At 54.8% G+C, this 18,840-nt stretch carries 19 protein-coding genes and 1 pseudogene; 10 read left to right on the top strand and 10 right to left on the bottom strand.

Annotated elements, in window-relative coordinates; translation table 11 throughout:
* Nucleotides 1-14: 14 nt before the first annotated feature.
* The gene (gene mgtE, locus ACR0IM_RS07850; RefSeq protein ID WP_480681384.1) at nucleotides 15-1,379 is read right to left on the bottom strand and encodes a magnesium transporter; all 1,365 of its coding nucleotides are present in this window, start codon (nucleotides 1,377-1,379) and stop codon (nucleotides 15-17) included.
* 95 nt (nucleotides 1,380-1,474) lie between these two features.
* Here mgtE and ACR0IM_RS07845 point away from each other — a divergent pair, with 95 nt between their 5' ends.
* Genes ACR0IM_RS07845 through ACR0IM_RS07830 form a run of 4 tightly spaced genes read left to right on the top strand, consistent with a single transcriptional unit; the run spans nucleotide 1,475 to nucleotide 4,201 of the window.
* Nucleotides 1,475-1,753, top strand: a complete 279-nt coding sequence (locus ACR0IM_RS07845; RefSeq protein ID WP_480641091.1) for a hypothetical protein — start codon at nucleotides 1,475-1,477, stop codon at nucleotides 1,751-1,753.
* Nucleotides 1,741-2,259, top strand: a complete 519-nt coding sequence (locus ACR0IM_RS07840) for an ATP-dependent zinc protease family protein (protein ID WP_480641090.1) — start codon at nucleotides 1,741-1,743, stop codon at nucleotides 2,257-2,259. Before ACR0IM_RS07845 ends, ACR0IM_RS07840 begins: the two co-directional genes overlap by 13 nt.
* A complete protein-coding gene (gene rimK, locus ACR0IM_RS07835) occupies nucleotides 2,256-3,161 on the top strand; it encodes a 30S ribosomal protein S6--L-glutamate ligase (protein ID WP_480590419.1) in 906 nt (301 codons plus the stop codon). Before ACR0IM_RS07840 ends, rimK begins: the two co-directional genes overlap by 4 nt.
* A 5-nt stretch (nucleotides 3,162-3,166) precedes the next feature.
* On the top strand, nucleotides 3,167-4,201 hold the full coding sequence (locus ACR0IM_RS07830) for a succinylglutamate desuccinylase/aspartoacylase family protein (RefSeq protein ID WP_480681383.1): 1,035 nt from the start codon (nucleotides 3,167-3,169) through the stop codon (nucleotides 4,199-4,201).
* Nucleotides 4,202-4,248: 47 nt separating this feature from the next.
* On the opposite strand, the gene ACR0IM_RS07825 is transcribed toward ACR0IM_RS07830, so the two are convergent.
* The gene (locus ACR0IM_RS07825; RefSeq protein WP_480641088.1) at nucleotides 4,249-4,614 is read right to left on the bottom strand and encodes a hypothetical protein; all 366 of its coding nucleotides are present in this window, start codon (nucleotides 4,612-4,614) and stop codon (nucleotides 4,249-4,251) included.
* Between the two features lie 18 nt (nucleotides 4,615-4,632).
* Nucleotides 4,633-4,974 (bottom strand): EF-hand domain-containing protein, encoded by a 342-nt coding sequence (locus ACR0IM_RS07820; protein WP_480681382.1) that lies wholly within the window; start codon nucleotides 4,972-4,974, stop codon nucleotides 4,633-4,635.
* A 571-nt stretch (nucleotides 4,975-5,545) separates the two neighbouring features.
* Between ACR0IM_RS07820 and ACR0IM_RS07815 the strand changes: the two genes are divergently transcribed.
* Entirely contained in the window at nucleotides 5,546-5,782 is a 237-nt protein-coding gene (locus ACR0IM_RS07815) for a hypothetical protein (protein ID WP_480681381.1), read from the top strand.
* 205 nt (nucleotides 5,783-5,987) lie between these two features.
* Here ACR0IM_RS07815 and ACR0IM_RS07810 read toward each other — a convergent pair.
* From ACR0IM_RS07810 to ACR0IM_RS07795, 4 genes and pseudogenes are all read right to left on the bottom strand, one after another.
* Nucleotides 5,988-6,107, bottom strand: a pseudogene (locus ACR0IM_RS07810) (integrase); the annotation flags it as partial.
* Between the two features lie 20 nt (nucleotides 6,108-6,127).
* Nucleotides 6,128-8,011 carry an adenylate/guanylate cyclase domain-containing protein gene (locus ACR0IM_RS07805; protein WP_480681380.1) on the bottom strand — a complete coding sequence of 628 codons (1,884 nt, stop codon included), beginning with the start codon at nucleotides 8,009-8,011 and terminating at the stop codon, nucleotides 6,128-6,130.
* A gap of 250 nt (nucleotides 8,012-8,261) precedes the next feature.
* Nucleotides 8,262-8,876, bottom strand: a complete 615-nt coding sequence (locus ACR0IM_RS07800; protein ID WP_480681379.1) for a GNAT family N-acetyltransferase — start codon at nucleotides 8,874-8,876, stop codon at nucleotides 8,262-8,264.
* A 244-nt stretch (nucleotides 8,877-9,120) separates the two neighbouring features.
* Nucleotides 9,121-9,396, bottom strand: coding sequence for an adenylate/guanylate cyclase domain-containing protein (locus ACR0IM_RS07795; protein WP_480681378.1), 276 nt, complete (start codon nucleotides 9,394-9,396; stop codon nucleotides 9,121-9,123).
* A gap of 105 nt (nucleotides 9,397-9,501) precedes the next feature.
* On the opposite strand from ACR0IM_RS07795, the gene ACR0IM_RS07790 reads away from it, so the two are divergent.
* From ACR0IM_RS07790 to ACR0IM_RS07780, 3 genes are all read left to right on the top strand, one after another.
* The gene (locus tag ACR0IM_RS07790; RefSeq protein ID WP_480590398.1) at nucleotides 9,502-10,536 is read left to right on the top strand and encodes an amino acid ABC transporter substrate-binding protein; all 1,035 of its coding nucleotides are present in this window, start codon (nucleotides 9,502-9,504) and stop codon (nucleotides 10,534-10,536) included.
* A 74-nt stretch (nucleotides 10,537-10,610) separates the two neighbouring features.
* On the top strand, nucleotides 10,611-11,744 hold the full coding sequence (locus ACR0IM_RS07785; RefSeq protein ID WP_480590396.1) for an ABC transporter permease subunit: 1,134 nt from the start codon (nucleotides 10,611-10,613) through the stop codon (nucleotides 11,742-11,744).
* A gap of 1 nt (nucleotide 11,745) precedes the next feature.
* On the top strand, nucleotides 11,746-12,813 hold the full coding sequence (locus ACR0IM_RS07780) for an amino acid ABC transporter permease (RefSeq protein ID WP_480590394.1): 1,068 nt from the start codon (nucleotides 11,746-11,748) through the stop codon (nucleotides 12,811-12,813).
* Between the two features lie 97 nt (nucleotides 12,814-12,910).
* Here the strand turns inward: ACR0IM_RS07780 and ACR0IM_RS07775 are convergent, their stop codons facing one another.
* From ACR0IM_RS07775 to metC, 3 genes are read right to left on the bottom strand one after another with little or no spacing between them, the layout of a single operon-like run.
* Nucleotides 12,911-13,795, bottom strand: coding sequence for an MBL fold metallo-hydrolase (locus ACR0IM_RS07775; RefSeq protein WP_480681376.1), 885 nt, complete (start codon nucleotides 13,793-13,795; stop codon nucleotides 12,911-12,913).
* Nucleotides 13,796-13,809: 14 nt separating this feature from the next.
* Entirely contained in the window at nucleotides 13,810-14,445 is a 636-nt protein-coding gene (locus tag ACR0IM_RS07770; RefSeq protein WP_480681375.1) for a VOC family protein, read from the bottom strand.
* Nucleotides 14,446-14,455: 10 nt separating this feature from the next.
* Entirely contained in the window at nucleotides 14,456-15,658 is a 1,203-nt protein-coding gene (gene metC / locus ACR0IM_RS07765; RefSeq protein WP_480681373.1) for a cystathionine beta-lyase, read from the bottom strand.
* 65 nt (nucleotides 15,659-15,723) lie between these two features.
* Between metC and ACR0IM_RS07760 the strand changes: the two genes are divergently transcribed.
* A complete protein-coding gene (locus tag ACR0IM_RS07760) occupies nucleotides 15,724-18,057 on the top strand; it encodes a molybdopterin-dependent oxidoreductase (RefSeq protein WP_480681372.1) in 2,334 nt (777 codons plus the stop codon).
* Nucleotides 18,054-18,821, top strand: coding sequence for an IclR family transcriptional regulator (locus tag ACR0IM_RS07755; RefSeq protein ID WP_480641077.1), 768 nt, complete (start codon nucleotides 18,054-18,056; stop codon nucleotides 18,819-18,821). Before ACR0IM_RS07760 ends, ACR0IM_RS07755 begins: the two co-directional genes overlap by 4 nt.
* Nucleotides 18,822-18,840 lie beyond the last annotated feature (19 nt).

Genomic DNA, 18,840 nt, shown 5'->3' with positions numbered 1-18,840 from the left:
TCAAAATGAGTTCATCAGATCAAAAGCGGCATCATTGCCGTCGCGAGGCTCAGAACAAGGAAGAACCCTGCCATGTCGGTGATAGTCGTCAGCAAAGGGCCGCTGGCCACCGCGGGGTCCTGGCCGATACGCTTCAACAACAAGGGCAGGACACCACCGATTGACACAGCGACGATTGTATTGAGCCCAAGCGCCCCGCCGATCACCAAACCCAGAAACGGATTGCCTTTCCACATCCAGGCAACGACGCCGATCAGAAGCCCCAGAACGAACCCGTTGATCAATCCGACCGACACTTCCTTGATCCAGACCCGCATGGCATCAATCGGACGGGCAAGGCCGAGGGACAGTTCGCGCATGCTGACGGCGACCGCCTGATTGCCCGAGCAGCCGCTCATGTCGGATACCATCGGCAGGAACACGGCGAGCGCGATCACAGCAGCGAGGGTTTGTTCGTAGGCGGCGATCACACTGGCGGCGATCACGTTTAGAACGATATTTGCCGAGAGCCATTGTAGGCGCCGCCGCGCCCGAAGTGGCAGGGGCATCGACCGAAGTTCATCGCCGAAGACACCCTGACGTTTCAGGCTGGACGACTCCGCGCGTTTCAGCAGAGCTTCATCGACGGCAGACCTGGAGACGACACCCACCAGATGCCCGTCTGCCTCGACGACCGGCAATCCAAGAAACGGGTTTTCATCGAACAAGTCTTCCAGTTTCTCCAGCGGCATGTTGGCCTGGACGGTTAGTGGAGGCACCATGATCTCAGTTAGACGCGCGCTTCGACGCGTGGATACAAGACTGCGTAAAGAAACGACACCAATAGGTGCGCCTTTCGAATTCAATACGTAAGGATGCTGACCCCGATAACGTTCAAGGTCATATTCTTCGTTTGCGAACCGCCGCAACACCTTTCCAACTGTGTCGGTTTCGGAAAAAGTGAAGGCTTCAGCAACCATAAGGCCGCCCGCGACATCGTCCTCGTACTCCACCAAACGACGAACATCTGCGGCGTCTTCGGGATCCATCCGAGTAAGGATCGCTTCCGCGTCCGCGTCCTCAAGCTCTCCAATGACATCAGCCTGAACATCCGAATCCAGTTCTTCGATAATCTCTGCGGCCTGCTCCGACTCCATGCGCTCAACAAGATCGACTGCCAGCGCATTCGGCGCCTCTTCTACAAGTTCGGCAGCCAGTTCCGGTGGCAGCAACGACAATGCGACGCTCCGCTGTTCTACCGGCAGATTGAGTAACTCACGCAATGCATCGCTCAACGGAAGAGGATCAAGCAGGTTTGCAAGTTCAGCCCCGTCACGCTCTGACAAAGCCAGCTGCAACTGCATTTCCAGTTCCCTTGGGAAAGTGTCTGTGTCGCTCATATTCATTTCTTTGGTGGGGATTCTGGTCAATGCCGGGCTTATAACAGATTTTTTTTGCCTATAGACAAATAATTCTTGCCAATATAGGGAAAGTCATGCGTGAAAATGACTGGATATCTATGACCGCTGAACGCTTGGCGGACCTTTACGATCAGGACTTTGGCGGTAAGGCAAATGGACGTTATCGAATCCCGGACAAGCTCGTGCGTCGGATCGCAGGGCGTAGACGTTTATACGAAACGGACATCCGCGGATTGTCAGTCGCGCTCTTTGAACTTGGGTACGTGTTAATCGATATGGACACGTTTTATGTTGTTATGAGCGCCAATTCGTTTGTGAACTACAGGCGTGCCAACGATGAATGCACAGAGTAGATGCCATGGTGAAGCGTGCCGCACACCCAGAGATTATAGGTTGGCGTGAACGCATCAGCCTGCCCGACTTTGGAATAGAGAATATACCGGCTAAGATAGACACGGGCGCGAGAACCGCAGCGCTCCATGCTGTGGATCAGTCAGTGTTCGAGATTGACGGCGAGCGATGGGTCGAGTTCATGATACCAGTCCAAAACCGCCGTTCGCCAAACCGGGTTCGAACCAGGGTTGTCGACGAACGCGAGATTAAGAACACCGGAGGTGTCCCCGAACGTCGACTGATTGTGAGAACGCAGCTTTTGCTCGGGCGGCATCGCTGGCAGATCGACGTCTCTCTGGCCAACCGTGCGAAGATGGAATTTGATCTGATCCTTGGCCGCACCGCTATTCGCAGGCGGGGGATTCTTGTCGATCCGGGTCACTCCTATCTGCTGGGTTCCGGAAAAGCTCCAACAGGGAAAAAAAAGAAAGCAAGAAGCAGGGACCCGGAGGGACAACGCCAATGAAATTCGTCATGCTGGCCCGGAACCCGGGCCTTTATTCGCACCGTCGTCTGAAAGAAGCCGCAGAGCAGCGCGGACACGAGCTGGATATCGTGAACACTCTGCGCTGCTATATGAACATCGCTTCACGCCGACCCGAGGTCTATTACGATGGTAAGAAGCTTGGGCGTTATGACGCTGTGATCCCCCGGATCGGAGCATCGGTCACTTTTTATGGATTGGCCGTCCTGCGGCAATTCGAAATCATGGGGGTCTTCCCGCTCAACGAGTCAGTGGCGATTGGCAGATCGCGCGACAAGCTGCGTTCAATGCAGCTCATGGCGCGGGACGGCATTGGCCTGCCTGTTACCACCTTCGCCCATGACCCGAAGCAAACCGGTGAAGTCCTCAAACTTGCGGGCGACGCGCCACTGGTGGTCAAGCTGTTGGAGGGCACGCAGGGTATTGGGGTGGTTCTTGCCGACTCAAACCGGTCGGCAAAATCCGTGGTCGAGGCATTTCGCGGCGCGAAAGTTAACATCATGGTGCAGGAGTTCATCAAGGAAGCGGGCGGCGCGGATATTCGTGCGCTCGTGGTTGGTGGGCGCGTGATTGCAGCGATGCAGCGGAAAGGGGCAGAAGGAGAGTTCCGATCCAATCTACACCGGGGTGGAAGTGCCCAACCCATCAAGATCTCACCCGAGGAACGCTCTACCGCTGTGCGCGCGGCCAAGACAATGGGGCTCAACGTTTGCGGCGTGGACATGTTGCGCGCCAATCATGGTGCCGTCGTTATGGAGGTGAACTCCTCACCCGGTCTGGAGGGAGTTGAAAAGGCAACTGGCATCGATGTTGCCGGCAAGATCATCGAGTTTCTGGAAAAGAACGCCGCCAAGGGAAACACCAAGACCAGAGGGCGCGGGTAACGGCCATGCGCGAGCCATTTGAAATCGGGGGCTTCAGCGTCCCGGCAGGTACGCGGGCTACGCTGGACCTGCCGGTGAGCGTGATGTCCGATCATACCCCGGTGAGCATGTCAGTGCATGTGGTTCATGGCCGCCGCCCAGGACCAGTCCTGTTTGTCAGCGCGGCAATTCATGGCGATGAGGTGATTGGTGTCGAAATCGCACGGCGGCTGCTACGGGCACCGCAGCTGGACAAGGTCGCAGGCACTTTGCTGGTTGTGCCCATCGTAAACGCGTTCGGCTTCATGACCCAATCGAGATACCTTCCGGACAGGCGCGATCTGAACCGGTCGTTTCCCGGTAGCGAGGGCGGATCATTGGCGGGCCGCCTCGCACATATCTTCATGACCGAAATTGTTGAGCGTTCCGATCTCGGTATCGATCTTCATTCTGCCGCGATCCACCGCACAAACCTGCCTCAAATTCGAGTTTCGCCAGCCTCGGATGTGACGATCAGATTCGCCGATGCGTTCGGTGCACCGGTCGTCATGATTTCCAAGCTGCGCGACGGGTCACTGCGAAAGGCGGCCCAAGAGCGGGGCGTCGATGTGTTGCTGTTCGAAGGTGGTGAAGGGCTGCGTTTCGACGAACTCTCGGCACGGGCGGGTCTCGCTGGTATCCTTCGGGTTATGAACGCGATGGGCATGGTCGCCAAGCGCGGCATCGCTGCCGTACGTGAGGCGCCGGTTCACGCACGGACGAGTTCCTGGGTACGCGCACCCGCCGGTGGATTGCTAAGAACGTTCAAGGCAGCGGGCGAATATGTGAAGGTAGGCGACTTGCTTGGCCGGATCTCGGACCCGTTTGGTGAAATCAGAATGGATGTTCTTGGAGAGTCTGACGGCATCATTGTGGGCCGCACCAACTTGCCATTTGTGCACGAGGGCGACGCCTTGTTTCATATCGCCAAAACGACGAGCGCAGATGTTGAAATGCGGGTCGACATGATCGCCAATCAGCTCGATGGTGATCCAATGTTTGATGAAGATGAGATCATTTAGGTGGCCTGATTGTGAGAGCGCGGGGCAGTTGCCCGTCCCGCGCCATTTTATGAGATTGCACGTAATCCGCGGCTCGCCATTACCTCCCATACGGCGAGCGCGATCAGCGCCGATCCTGTTAGCCATGCGTTGGCCGTTGCCACAATGTGGCCGGTGAAGTTCAGCGCCGCAGGTGCGGCGATCAGAGAAATCCCCAGTGCCGAAACCGGAGCCACCCGTGCGAGAAGGTGGCTCCGGCCGTCAGCGCCGGACATGACCAGGACACTAATGCCAATGGCCATGAAGGCGAGCGCTTCAAGTTCAGCCATGCCCTGTAAAAGAGCTTCCTCACGGAACAGGACAAATGGGGACAGAACCAACCAGATACCCATCGCGGCAAGCAGCCATTTATGGGGCGGGATGGGCTTCCTCATAGCCGTGACGACTTTTGCTTACTGATCCCCTGCGGGACCAGGGAGAAGTTCTGCATCAACAGCGGCAGTCAATTCGTCGTCATTGACGAAACCATCGGCGTTTGCGTCGATCTCCAGGAACAGATCTTCCGAGACTTCAGGATACTTCGTCTGAAGCTCCGCCAGCGATGCTAGGCCGTCACCGTCCATGTCAAGATCAGCAGGCATGGCGAATGCCGGAAGGGCAAACAGGGATGAGAGCAGAGCAACAGCAGAAACTCGACTCATTTTGTTCTCCATCAGAAAATGGGTGTTCAGCCCATAGTGGGGTTGCTGTAGCGCTTGGGTGTCGGTGGCATTTCTACGGGTTTCAGGTTGCAACAGTTCCTCAGATCAAGATCTCCACTACAAAATGAGAAATTTTGATTGGCGTTCCGATCTGGTGGGGCACTTTCGCGCTACGTGGGGAATATGGCACAATCACTTCATGCTGAATATCGAATTTTTTTCGTGGATAGTATCGGAAAATCGAATAGGAAGTTTTAGGTGCAAAGGGCTGTCCAAACTAGCCTCGATACGGTGGCCAAGCTCCACCTGCGATCCAAGAAGTGCGAGCGGGTTTCGACAATCTAGAATCCGTTCTGATGACGATTGGGCGGCACCCTCCTATGAATTGCTTAGGGTTGGCTGCTTTCGCAGACACGAATACACCTTTGCGCGCGCCAAATCCGGCAGATCAAAAGCTCCAGCCAAGCGGTCACTCGAAGTAGCGTACCAAACAATGATTAAGTTCTTCAGCCTTCAAGTTCTGGAGCTAGTCAGCGAAGAATCCGTTTCGGAACAGTTAAGATGGCTTGGCCTATATGGCCGCTCTGACGAAATTACTGCGACCGAAAAATACACATGGTGCAATCATTCGGGTTCAATCTGGTGATACTGTGCCGGGTTTTGGATGGCGCTGGTGCAACATGCGTTGACCGGGTTTTGGACGATACCGGCACTTGCAACATTACCTGAGTACCTTGGAGTCACTGCGATACCGGCGGGATGGGATTTGGATGCCCTTGCCTCCGCAACCTTGATCTATGCAGCAATCATCGGATTGAAAGCCATCGGCCTACCAGCCGTGAAAGCGCACATGATGAAAGAAGACTTCATGAAGTCCGATTCTTCGAAAGAAGGTGCCTGAACTTCCGAAGAGTATGACTGCAGTTTGCGGGCAAAGTGAGTGTCCGCAAACAACCCAACCTTCAAACTCTTGTCGGTCTGTTAGTGACAGGTTTGTTGCGCATCTCGGAAGCTGCAAAGCTTGGTTGTGAAGGCCCGCTACGGGCTGTTTGTTCTGGTCGCTTGGTTCAATCGGCGAAAAAGGCCGCTGGGAAGCGACCTAATAATTACAACTCAGTAGCCTCCGCGATGGCGAGTGCTTCTTCTATATCCACGCCTAAATAGCGAACTGTGCCATCCATCTTGGAGTGTCCATTTAGCAGCTGTATTGCCCGCAAATTGCCGGTTTACCGCAGTAAATCCAAGATCATTGAGACGCGTTTTCCGGAACTCCCAATTTTCGCAAATCGTCTAACCAACGGTTGTGGAACTCTTTGTCGGTGAACGGAGCAGCTCCCGCTTCTTCAATATCGTAGTCGGGATTGTCTACTAGAAACTCGCCCATCATGGTGCGGGCCTCGTCATCCCGCCCCAACCGCAGCAAGATCGGAGCAAGAGTACGCCTGAGGCGATCCGGGACCTCGTTCATCTTCTCGATCGAAGCGAGCGCTCCTTCGTAGTCCTCCGCGAAGTACTGAGCCCAACCCAGATTCCACAGATACCAATCTGGATGATGAGGATTGAGGCGTATTGCAGCCTTCATCCGATCAACGGCTTCATCTGCCCTTCCGCTGTAGATCAAAGGATCAATAGAGTCGGCAAGTACCTGAGCAGAGTTCGGGTTTAGGGATATCGCCTTCTCATAAAGTGATGCGGCCTTCTCAAGATCGCCACTTTGCACTGTAACACTCGCCAAAACCTGATGAGCTTTAAAATTGAACGGCTCCAGTTTTATCGCTTTTCTGGCCATTTCAAACGCGAGCGCCAAAGATTCTTCACGCGATGTGATTTCAGTCCACCCCCAACGGTAGCCGAAGTTATGGGCCCAAGCGAGTTCGATGTATGCGCTTGCGAAATTCGGATCCAGTTCGATTGCCTTCTTGCTCAGCTCCATCGCAAGAATGTTGCCTTCTTTCGTGAAGGTGAATGATTGTTCCTGCGCGCGCTTAAAAAGTTCGTATGCATTCAGGTTGTCAGTTGGTTGGTGTTCCAACCGGTCATATTCCGCCAGGTCGATGTTCTCGTTGAGAGTCAGGGCGATGGTTCGCGTAACATCGTCTTGTACAGCAAAAATGTCCTCAATACTGCGGTCGTAGCTTTCTGCCCAAAGATGTTTGCCGTTTGTTGCGTCAGTCAGTTGCGCTGTGACACGCAACTTGTCTCCGGAAATTTGAACACTGCCCTCGACAATGTAGCGAACGCCCAGCTCTTCGGCCACCTGTTGTACCTTTACCGGTTGATCCTTGTAGGTAAACGTCGAATTGCGCGAGATTACGAAGAAGTCGACAAATCGGGAGAGCGCAGTGATGATGTTTTCGCTGAAGCTGTCGCTGAGGTAATCATGTTCCGGATCGCTGTTCAAATTGTCGAACGCCAGTACGGCGATAGACGGTTTGCCAGCTAGTGGGACGCCGGTTGGGCCGGTCGTGTCGGATGATTGGTTCGAAGCAATCCAAGTTTGCCACAAGACCATCCCCCCGACCGCAACTGCAACCGCGACCACAACAGCTACTAACCATGAGCGACGTGTCGGCGTCGCGGGTCGGGGTATAGTGGAAACGAGTGCCTTTGCTTTGTCATCAAGCAACAGGCTGAAAACACGTATAGGTTCTTCGATGTTTTTGACCTCATGCAACCCAAGGTCTTCAATGTTGAGGTCGAGTTTGTCCTTTACCTGATCAAATACGCTTGCCGCCATATAGATGCCATCAGGCACAGCCAGACCTTCCAGTCGCGAAGCAACGTTTACACCATCCCCGTAAATGTCATCGTTTTCCACGACGACGTCACCAACGTTGATTCCAATTCGGTAGTGTATCTGGTTGTTTTCCAGAACGTCCTTATTTTTCAGTTCGACGTAATGTTGAAACTCTATCGCGCATTGTACTGCTTCAACGGCGCTGGCAAATTCGATTAGCAGACCATCGCCCATCAATTTGACGATGCGCCCGTTTCGGGCTGCTACGATAGGTTCTATCAGATCTTCGCGATGTGCCTTTATGGACGCCAGAGTACCTGCTTCATTTTCCCGAATGAGGCGGCTGTAGCCCACAACGTCGGCAGCAATTATTGCCGTGAGGCGTCGTTCCAATACCTAACCTCCCTAGCTTAGCCAACAGGCTAGCCAAAAAGTCAAACCTAATCCAGATACGAGGTGAACCGTCACATCTCGTCAACGAAAGCAACCAATTCATTACTGGTCGAGAACGGTAGCTTTGGTGCGCTTTGCTGGAACCGCAAAGCACGGTTTTGACAGTCTGCTTGGGGCTGCGAACAGCCGGTAACACGATTTGCAGTGAACGTAGGGAGTGAGCCCAGAGCCGACGAAAAACGCATGTCAACTACACTGGTAGAACCATGTGGTAGTGTGTACCAACCCCATGGTTTTTGTCGAGTTCTGGCACGCGAGTTTCCACGGCAATCCGCATTCCGATATTCTCGTAAAACTGAACGGCGTCATTATCCGCCGCAACGTCAAGGCAAATTCGTTTGCAACCGGCGTCCTGAGCCTTTGCCTTGGCAACATCAATCAGTCGCCGGCCGTTTCCCATGCGCCGCGATTTTGAAGAAACAGCCAGATCGAACACGAAATAGGACCCGTCCAAACCGGGTGGAAATAGCTGTTCCATGAGATCGAATGCGTGGTCAAGGTGATTGCGGAACTCGGGGCTTTCGTTCCGTCCTTGCCGCGCTCGGGTCTGGACAAAGTGCTCATCAAACTCATCAAGTGTATGGGAGACGAGGACCCCGAGAACTTCGTCACCCTGCATCGCAAGCGTGGTCTGCTTGTGGCAAACAATGCCTTCCATTTCCGACCAATCATATGCGAAGATTCGTTTCCAGCGCTCCTCGTTTCCAAAAAGGAACTGCATGAGGGGTGGGTCGACGGTCCAGATAAGATCAGCGACAGGACCGGGCGGATGACTGGCCTTTGCTGCGAGAATTGACAACTCCATAGCTAAGAGGACCTCTCGGTAGATCGTTATCCGTCCAAGCATGGTTCAAACGAGCGCGAGTTTCCAAGTGATTTTTTGTGTTGGTTAAACAAACGGGGCCTATGCGTCGTCGAACGGCGAGTTCGTCCGCTATCCAGAATAGCGAGTTTTCCTTGTGGCTGTCGGATTTGGCTGTGACCTGCCTCATCAAGCCTATACTTGACACTCCGATAGCGTGAAATTCTAGACTATTTCACCGCCATAACTAACCGGCGGCCACTGCAAAGACTTCGACCGGCTCCCTAATGCGCTTGTTCTTTGCCTCGCCCCGGCTTTCAGCTTCAAGCGCACCCTCAAATGCGGCCCAGGTTCGAAGAGAAATAAGAATCTCATCGTTATCCGCCATGTCGCAGAGACGAGCAGCTGTGTTGATCGATGTTCCGGAGGCAGTGTAGTCGAAACGACTTTCGGAGCCGACGATACCGACCGTGGCATAGCTGTAGGAGATCCCGGTACCAAATTCTTTGCTCTGTGACCCCAATGGAGGGTTCCACAGTCGAGACTGTTGACTCGTTGCGACAAGTTGTACATTCTCTATATCAATACATATGTGCTGAAATACAGAACAACAGTGGAGTGAAGAAAAATGCATGTCAAAGGTATAGTGGCAAGTATAGCTGTTGCCGCAGGGTTCGCTTTCCCAAGTTTGGCACTTGCGGAAAGCCCGACCATCAAAGCAATCCAAGAGCGTGGCAAAATGCTTTGCTCAGGTCACAACGGCTCATATTTTGGTTTTGTCGAAGTGAATGACAAAAATGAGTGGAAAGGCTTGGACATTGACCTTTGCCGAGCGATGACCACCGCCTTGCTGGGTGATCCGGACAAGGCACAGATTGTTCCGCTTAGCTGGGCGCAGCGTTTCCCGGCCCTGCAATCGGGCGATGTGGACATCATCATCAAGGCCACCGGCTGGACCATGGGCCGTGACACCGAACTGGGTCTGCAGTTCTCGATCCCCTACTTCTTTGGTGGCGCACAATTCATGGCGCATGGCGATCTGGGGATCACCGAAGCGAAAGAATTGGAAGGCGGCACAATCTGCGTTGAAGCCGGAACCACCATCGAGCGCATCGCTGCTAACTACCTTGAGAGCCTTGGCGTAGAGCACACGATGGTGAGCTACGAAAAAGCATCGGAACTACGCGCGGCTTATCTGGCCAACAGATGCGATAGCTTCGTCGCCTGGGGTCCGTTCCTGGCCGTCCTGCGCGCCACCGAGATTGAAAATCCAGATGCGCACGTGATCTTAAACGATCAACTTTCGAATGAACCGATCTCAGCCGCGATGCGTCAGGGCGACGAGGACTTTGTCGACTTTACCAACTGGATGCTGGCCGCTCTGCTGATCGCCGAAGAAGAAGGCATTACATCGGAGAATGTCGAAGAAATGGCAGCAAACCCGCCGAACCCGAAGATCGCTCGGCTGTTGGGTGCGGAGCCAGGCATGGGCGAGCGTCTGGGGATCCGTGATACATGGGCCAAAGAGATGATCGCAGTCGTAGGCAACTATGGCGAGATTTATCACCGCAACCTTGGTGACAACAGCCCATACAAGCTGGAACGCGGTCTGAATAACCTCTGGAGCCACGGCGGTGTTCTGTACGCCCCGCAGCTTGACTAAGAGCTAACTTAGACACGGGGGCCGCGTGACATTGCGGCCCCGCATTCTCCCCTAAAATCAGAAGATTAAAAGCCATGGACGCATCCGAACTGAAGGCGCGCGCCAACAGGCGCAAATTGATCATCCAAAGCGCACTGATCGTGTTTACTGTGCTAGTTGTGATTAGCGCCATCCAAAGTGCCAAGGTCAATCTGAATGCGCTGGGTCTGGCCAGCGGCTTTGGGTTCCTTGAACGGTCTACAGGCTGGTCTTACTCTTTCTCGCTGATCGACCGGGATATCAATGACAGCTATGCCCGGACCCTGACGATCGGGTTCCTGAACACTGTTTTCTTGGGCTTTCTGACGATTGTGCTTTCCACTGTCTTTGGGTTTCTCATCGGGACGTTCCGAGACGCGCGGAACCCGGCGCTGAAAACCGCTGCAACGGTCTATATCCAAACCTTCCGGAACATTCCGCTGATCCTGCAGGGCATCTTCTGGTACGCCGTTGTGATCCACCTGCCGGGACCAAGGCAGGCGATGAACCTGGGCGAAGCGATTTTCCTGTCCAATCGGGGGTTGATGATCCCGCTGCTGAACGTATCTCTGACCGTCGCTCTTGTCATGGTATTGGTTCTGATCGCTGCGGCATTCTTTCTGTCGCGGATGAAGATCAGCCTTGCCAAGATCCTGCTGGCGCTGATCGGCCTGGGCTTTTTCATGGTTCTGGTCGCAACCGGCTTGACAGTTCCGGCGGGTGAGGGGGCAATCTCCTGGCCTGCGCTCAAGGGTCTGCGGTTTGAGGGCGGCCTGACGATCTCACCAGAACTGCTGGTCATGATCATAGCCATCACGCTGTATGGTTCGGCCTACATCGCCGAGGTTGTACGCGGTGGCCTTGCCGAAGTGCCAAAGGGTCTGATCGAGGCTGGTGAGGCGCTGGGGCTGACCCAACGTGCGATCTGGGCGCGGATCAAGATGCCCATGGCGCTGCGGACGATCATTCCGCCGCTTGGCAACCAGTGGATTTTCATCATGAAAGCCACAACCATTGGTGTCGCCATCGGGTTCTCTGACCTGTTCTACATCGTCTCTACCTCAATCACGCAGTCCGGGCAGACACTGGAACTGATCGCCATTCTCATGGGCGCGTTCCTGCTGGTCAATTTCTCGATTGCTCAGTTCATCAACTGGCTGAACGAAAGCCTCAAACTGAAGGCGCATTGATATGGCTGACGCGGTACTTACCAATAAATTCGACTGGGAGAAATTCCGCCGCCGTTCGTTCGCCACGCCGACGGATTCCGTCATCACAGTTGTTGTCTTTGCGGGCCTCGCTTGGCTGGTCTGGCAAGCGCTCAGCTGGGGTGTCTTCCACGCGGTGTGGAGCGCAGACAATGTCGAGGAATGTGGCCATGGCGGAGCATGTTGGTCCGTTATCGACGCCCGGCATCGGCTGATCCTGTTTGGTCTTTATCCGTATGATGAACACTGGCGCTCAGCGTTAGCTTGTTTGTCGATTGTCGGCACGGTTATCATCTCGTGCTTTCCATGGACCTGGACAGCCAAGCGCCTGTCGACCATTTGGATAGTGGGTTTCGCCATCTACTACCTGCTGATGGAGGGCAGTCTGCTGGGCTTGCCGAAGGTTACCACGGATCAGTGGGGCGGTCTGGCGCTGACATTGTTCCTGTTCTCAAGCGTAGTTCTAATCGGGATGCCAATGGGGCTTGGTCTTGCGTTGATGCGTCGGTCAGAGATGCCCGTCGTGCGCGGCTTTGCCTCGCTGGTGATCGATATGATCCGGTCTTTGCCGCTGCTGACAACGCTGTTCACCGCCGCCGTTGTGATCCCGATCCTACTGCCAAGTTGGCTGGAAGGAGATAAGATCTGGCGCGTGATCATAGCGTTTGGTTTGTTTTTTGCTTGTTATCAGGCTGAGGTTTTACGCGGCGGGTTTCAGGCTATCCCAAAAGGCCAGTTCGAGGCTGGCAAAGCGCTGGGTTTGACCTACTGGCAGATCCTGGCACGCATCGTTCTGCCACAGGTGTTCCGTCATGCCTTGCCCGCGACGGTCAACAACGTTGTCGTGACCTTCAAGGAAACCGCGATCGTGATCATCATCGGGTTCTTTGATGTGCTCGCCTCTGCCAATGCGGCCTTCGGGACGGGCGAATGGGCCCCATATTACATCGAAGTGCTGGCCTTTGTGGCGGCGATCTACTGGGTCTTTCTGTTCGGCCTTGGTCAGTATGGAGAATATCTAAAGCGCCGCATGAAAGTTGCAGAGCGGTAACCTCCCCGTCTTCCATAACCGTAACTGCACCAGAAGCCGCTCATCTGATTTCAGATGGGCGGCTCATTTGTGAACTCTTGTTTAGGCGGGATATTGGTCAAAGCTTGTTGATAGGGGTTCTGAGCATCATGTTCCCTTGGTCGTCTTCGGGAATCTCACCAGCGCGCATGTTTACTTGCAGCGATGGAAGAATGAGTTTTGGAACGGCCAGTTGCGCGTCGCGTTCCGTGCGGAATTTGATGAATTCCTCGCGTGATTTCCCACCGCCAACATGGATGTTCTTGGCCTTCTGCTCACCAATGGTGGTTTCCCACGCAATCGCGCGCCCTCCAGGGCCATAGTCGTGGCAGATAAAAAGCCTCACCTCGTCGGGGAGTGAAAGAACCCGCTGAATGGAATCGTAAAGCTGCCCTGCATCGCCGCCCGGGAAGTCGGCGCGTGCGGATCCGCCGTCCGGCATGAACAACGTGTCTCCAACAAAAACGGCGTCACCGATGACATGGACCATGCAGGCCGGTGTGTGACCGGGTGTGTGAAGCGCAAAGCAGGACAGGCTGCCCAGTTGATATGCTTCGCCGTCGCCAAAGAGGGCATCAAACTGCGAGCCATCCCGCTGAAACTCCGTCCCTTCGTTAAAGATTTTTCCGAACGTATCCTGAACCGTCTGGACATGTTCGCCGATGCCAATTTTACCACCCAACTCCCGCTGAAGGTAAGGCGCCGCTGACAGGTGGTCGGCATGAACATGTGTTTCGATGATCCACTCAAGCGTAAGATTTTTTTTGCGGACAAATGCGATGATTTGGTCAGCGCTTTCAAATGTCAGACGGCCCGCTGCAAGGTCGAACTCCATCACAGGGTCGACAATCGCGCAGGCCGTCGAGTTTGGGTCGCGCACCACGTAGGTGATTGTGTTCGATCCCGGATCAAAGAAACCGGTGACGTCTGGCTTTTGTGTCAGGTTGACCGATGGGATCGACATGGGACACCTCTTTGTTAGTCGAGCGTAACTGTCCCGTTTGGGCTTTCCAGAACAAATGAAAGCGCAGTGGGACCTTCGCAAATCTCAGCCAGATGCGAGATCCCCAGTTTTTCAAACACGTCCTTTATGCGTGCAGGATCCGGTGTTTGAACCTGAACTTTCGACAGCGTCACCCCAAGGTTCTGCTGACCTGTGGAAGGGTGCGGACCCGGAGACCATTCGATGAAAGCCGGCAGCAGACCGCCTTCGGGCAGGTGGCCGTCTTTCGGCACGGTCAGACGCCAGGTCCGATCACCACGCTGAAAATTGACAACTTCGCCCAGGTCAACCGGGCTTGCGGCGATGACGGCATCCAGATCATCGGTGTTCACCACCCAGCAGAGCGCCCGCGGGCGGGCGCTCAGGCGGTCTTGCGTGCGGGGATCATCCAGAGTGAACCACCGTACCCGGCCCGGATCCGCCGCCTCGGGGTCGATTGCGATCAGTTCAAAGAAGCTCTCGTTACCCGCCTGCATAACGCAATTATGCGTGCTCATAGCATCGTGTTTTGATCCTTGAGGCAACTCGACACCCAGCGCGTCTTTCATGGCCGCAACGCCTTGGGCCAGAGTGTCGGCGCCGATGGCAAAATGGTCGATCTTGTTGAGCATTCTCAAATCCTTACTGATCAAGCAGGGGGATGGCGTTGGCGACGTCTGCTTTTAGGCTATCAAGGTCCTCCAACCCGATATTGAAACGGACAAGCTGGCCGGTTTCTGACCACTCGGTCGCTGTGCGTACAGGCGTGACCGGCAGGGCGAGGCTTTCATATCCGCCCCAGCTGACCCCTATTCCGAAATGGTGCAGCGCGTCGACAAAGCGATGCGCGGCGCTTTCACTTGTGGTGTGGAAGACGACGCCAAATAGCCCGGCAGCGCCGGTAAAATCCCGCGCCCAGTTCTCATGTCCTGGACAGGAAGGCAGCGCCGGATGCAGAACGGTTTTGACCTGAGGTTGGTCCAAAAACCAATTTGCCATCTCGCGACCAGCTCTATCGAAATACTCCATCCGCAGCTTCAGTGTTCTAAGTCCACGCAGGGCTAGCAGGATTTCCTGACCACCGGTTTTATCGCCGATCTGCATGACCGCCTTGCGAATGATCTTAGCGTAAGCAGCATTGCTGGCGGTTATCCCCAGCATGCAGTCTGAGTGGCCTGAAATGTATTTGCTTCCCGAGTAGACAACGATATCAATGCCCCAGGACAGCGGTTGGCTAAAGATGGGCGTTCCCCACGTGTTGTCGAGGACGGTCGGCACATTTGCCGCTTTCGCTGCTTCCGCGGTAGCCCGGATATCAGGCATCTCGAAAGTTCCCGACCCCGGGCTTTCAAGCATGATCGCCGCTGTTTCTTCACGTATCAGATCGCTGATCGCGCCACTAATCAGCGGATCGAAATACTCAATCTGCACCCCTTGTTGAGTGAGCAACCCATCGCAAAAGGCACGCGTGTTACCATAGACGTTGTCCGCGACCAATAAATGGCTGCCGGGTCGGGTTAGCGCCATCAAGGTGGTCGTGATGGCGGCCACACCGGAAGATGTCAGCGTGATCGAGTCGGCCCCTTCGAGCTTGGCGAGTATCAACTCCAACTTACGGGTCGCAGCGTTGCCATAGCGGCCATAGTAGAGTGTGCCGCTTTCGTACCGCGCGTCGCGCGCGGCCTCGAATTCCGAAAACGTATCAAATACCATCGTCGAGCCCAGCTCGATCGGCATATTAACGTGCCGCCCTTCTGCACGATCAGGCCGCCCATCCTGCACAAGGCAGTCTGATATATTAAATGGTGTGTCCTGCAATTTTATGCCCTCTGTGTTGATCGGCATGATGACAGTCCAGTTAAATTGTGTCAATATTCGGAAAGAGTGTTTTTCATATCGGAACAATAAACGTGACCGCAGATACTTCTCGGACCCTTACAGGAAATCATTGGGGTGCAGGTATTTCCGAAGCCAAAAACGGTAGACTGGTGGCGGTGCATCCGCATCCAAACGATCCGAATCCTTCAGAGATCAACCGCAATATCGCTTCAAGTCTGAATGGACGCGCCCGCGTGTTGCGCCCGGCAATTCGCCGCGGTTGGTTGGAGGGTCAAGGTGTCCGAGGGCGAGACAGTTTTGTAGAGGTAAGCTGGGATGACGCGCTGGACTTGATTGCCTGCGAATTGAATCGCGTGCGGGACACTCACGGCAACAATGCGATCTTTGGAGGGTCGTACGGTTGGTCCAGCGCGGGGCGATTTCACCACGCGCAAAGTCAACTCAAGCGATTCCTAAACGGGCAGGGAGGTTATGTCCGTTCGGAAGGCAACTACAGTTACAACGCTGCACTGGTGCTGATGCCACATATTGTCGGACCGTTTCGAACCCATGTGGCGCAGGCGACGCGATGGCCTGTTGTTGCCAAACATACCAACCTTGTGGTGATGTTCGGGGGCATGGCAACGCGCAACACACAGGTCAGTGATGGCGGCGTTGCGCGCCATCGGATGCTGGACAATCTGAAAGCCTGTCGTGCGGCCGGCGTTAAGTTCGTGAATTTCAGCCCTTTGCGCACGGACGCTGCGGACGAGATTGGCGCCGAATGGCTGCCACCCAAACCCGGCACAGATACTGCCGTTATGATGGGGCTGGCACATACGCTGCTGACCGAGAACTTGCATGACCGAGAGTTCCTTGATCGCTATACGGTCGGGTTCGACAAATTTGCGGCTTACCTGCGCGGTGATGACGATGGGATTGTCAAATCAGTGGGTTGGGCGGCGTCGATCTCGGGCATTTCTGCCAAGCGCATTGCAACCTTGGCGCGGGAAATGGCTGCCGGGCGAACAATGATAACCTGCGCAGCGGCGCTTCAGCGTGCCGACTACGGCGAACAGCCGTTGTGGATGACGGTCACTCTGGCGGCGATGCTCGGGCAAATCGGATTGCCCGGTGGCGGCTATACGGTCGGCTATGGAGTGAACGCCAATATTGGCAATATCGAACGACCGTTCCGGTGGGGTACGTTGCCACAGGGCAAGAACCCGATTTCTGATTTCATCCCGGTGGCAATGATTTCAGACATGCTTCTGAACCCAGGTGGTGAATACCAGTGCAACGGCGAAACCCGCGTGTTTCCTGACATTCGGATGATCTGGTGGGCTGGAGGAAATCCATTTCACCACCATCAGAACCTACGGCGCCTTCACAACGCGTTTCAAAGCCCTGAAACCGTGATCGTGAACGAGCTCAACTGGACCGCAACGGCGCGACATGCAGATATCGTTTTACCAGTGGCCGCGCCGCAAGAGCGTACGGATTTCGGCGGCGGCAAATCAGATAATGCGCTGGTGCCCATGCCTGCCAGCACTGAACCACGCGAGGAGGCACGGATCGAGTTTGAACTATACGCTGACCTCTCCAAGCGAATGGGCAACGCGGACTTGTTCACTGACGGGCTGGACCAAGAGGGCTGGTTGCGTCGCATATGGGCTCAGACACAAGAGGCGGCATTGGCAAGTGGTGAGCGCTTGCCGAACTGGGATACTTTCATCCAGGGCGACGTAGTGGAATTGCGCGATCCATCCCCGACGCAAGTATTCATGGCTGAGTTTCGGCAGGATCCGGATGCCAACCCGCTGCCAACACCCAGTGGCCGAATTGAGATATTCTCTGACAGAATTGCAAGTTTTCAGTTGGACGATTGTCGCGGGCATCCGACCTGGTTCGAGCCGCGCGATACTGCTGCGGGCACGCAACCGCTTTATCTTCTTTCGGGTCAGCCGGGCACCCGGTTGCATTCCCAACTAGACAATGGAGACTATAGCCTCAGCCTGAAGGTGCAGGGGCGGGAACCGGTTTTGATCCACCCGGAAGACGCGGCGGACCGAGGGATCTCGGATGGCGATGTCGTTGAGCTCTACAATGATCGCGGTCGGTGTTTGGCCGGAGCGCGCATCACGCCCGACATCCTGAAAGGCTGTGTCTTCTTGTGGACGGGTGCCTGGTACGACCCGGACTACGATGCTCCGCAACAACGAGATCGACATGGCAATCCGAACGCCTTGACCCACGACTTTCGCACATCGAGCCTGACGCAGAGCCCTGCGTCGCATTCGACAATGTTGGACGTACGCCTCTTTGACGGCGAAGTGCCCGAACTGACGGTTCATGAACAGCCTGCATTTGAAGCTGTTCCGCGTTCTGTTATACAGAACAAGTTGCGAGGAAAGGACGAGCTTTGAACAAAACACCAAAAGCCCCGAAAGTGGATTCGACCCTGTCTAAAGGGCTGGCTATACTAGAGAATCTCGCGGCACATCAGGGTAGTAAGGGTGTTACTGAGTTATCACGGGAACTGGAGCTGACGAAATCAAACACGTTCCGCCTACTGCAAACACTGATCACGCTTGGGTATGTAAAGCATCTGGACGATAAAACCTATGCAGCAACCCTTAAAACCTGGCAGGTTGGGCGCAGTTCAGTTGAAAACCTGAATCTACGGGCGGTGGCAGCGCCCGAGATGGCATTTCTGAGCCAGGAGACGGGTGAAGCGATCTATCTCGCCGTGCCAGAGGGCCTAAGCGTCATCTATATCGATAAAGTTGAAAGCTTAAAGCCGATCCGGTCCTGGAACCCGGTTGGTGGTAGCGCACCCATTCATTGTGTTGGAACAGGTAAAGCTATTTTGTCGAGCAATTTCGAGCAACTGCGAGAAAAGCTGGATGGTCAACTGGCCAGGTACACCGACAAAACCCTTACAACGCTGGATGAAGTTACTGCTGATGTAGAAGAAACGCGCAAACGGGGTTATGCCTATGATCGTGGCGAATTCCGCGATCGCATTCTGAGCTTTGGCGCTCCTATCCTGTTGCCTGACGGTGAGGCAATCGCGGCGCTTGGTATCTCACTGCCTGATATCAACATGAGCGACGGCGGTGAAGAACGGTTGGGCATGTTGGTACACCACGCTGCGGAAGGCGTAACCCAGAAACTGCGCCAACTCTGAAGCGCAGCTTCCGGTTCGA

This window comes from Ruegeria sp. BF6 (genome assembly GCF_056538665.1).
Note: the sequence above shows the minus strand (reverse complement) of the source record. Positions and strands in the feature narration are given on the sequence as shown.